Source organism: Paenibacillus sp. GbtcB18, assembly GCF_019091125.1.
Lineage (GTDB): Bacteria > Bacillota > Bacilli > Paenibacillales > NBRC-103111 > Paenibacillus_F > Paenibacillus_F chitinolyticus.
Genome location: NZ_JAGXJX010000069.1, coordinates 1 through 1027, shown reverse-complemented (window position 1 = coordinate 1027; position 1027 = coordinate 1). Strand labels below are relative to the sequence as shown.

The 1027-nt window shown below is 36.5% G+C and carries 1 protein-coding gene; it reads right to left on the bottom strand.

Features of this window, described 5'->3' with window-relative positions:
* Positions 1-1027: leucine-rich repeat domain-containing protein (locus KVT34_RS29530; RefSeq protein WP_483311464.1), on the bottom strand; the 1027-nt coding region annotated here is incomplete at both ends.

The window sequence follows — 1027 nt, the reverse complement described above, 5'->3', positions numbered from 1 at the left end:
TTACTTCCCTCTTCTTTCGGCTTCTCTCCTTCTGCCTCTGATTTACTTTCTTCTTCTTTCGGCTTCTCTATTTCTGCCTCTGGTTTACTTTCTTCTTTCGGCTTCTCTACTTCTGCCTCTGGTTTACTTTCTTCTTCTTTCGGCTTCTCTACTTCTACCTCTGGTTTACTTTCTTCTTCTTTCGGCTTCTCTACTTCTGCCTCTGGTTTACTCTCTTCTTTCGGCTTCTCTACTTCTGCCTCTGGTTTACTTTCTTCTTTCGGCTTCTCTACTTCTGTCTCTGGTTTACTTTCTTCTTCTTTCGGCTTCTCTACTTCTGCCTCTGGTTTACTTTCTTCTTCTTTCGGCTTCTCTACTTCTGTCTCTGGTTTACTTTCTTCTTTCGGCTTCTCTACTTCTGTCTCTGGTTTATTTGCTTCTTCTTTTTCTGGCGACTCAATTTTTTCTACAATATTTTGAGTTACTTCACCGCTGAACCATATGCCAAGCCCATAATAACTCGTTCCATCGAAAGCAAACTCATATTTTTTCTCTCCTGGAGTACTCCACACAATTGTCCCCTCTTCTTCATTGATTGTTCCGCCTTCACTTTTCAGTGTAATATCCGCAAGAGGATTATCTTCCACATCATGAACAGGAATTTTCACCACTTGATTCACTTGAGCATCTTCTAATATAATTTTTTGTCTTCTAAGATCAATTGTACTCCATTGAGATAGTTGGATAATTGGTTTTACATCAAGAATTTCATTCCCAGGCAACTTTAATTTAATAAGGTCTAGCATCGAGCTAAAAATTGTTATATCTTTAATTTTATTGTCTGACAAATCTAAAAATCTTAATTCTTTAGCGTGAGGTAATGGCGTTACATCCACTATCTCATTCCCTTTAATTTCTAATTCATCCATTTTAGTTATCCCACTAATTTCTTCCAAGCTACTAATGTCATTATTGTTTATTATTAGTATCCCTAAATTTTTGTGTTCTTGTATTCCTTGAAGAGATTCATTATTAATTTTATTAGCTG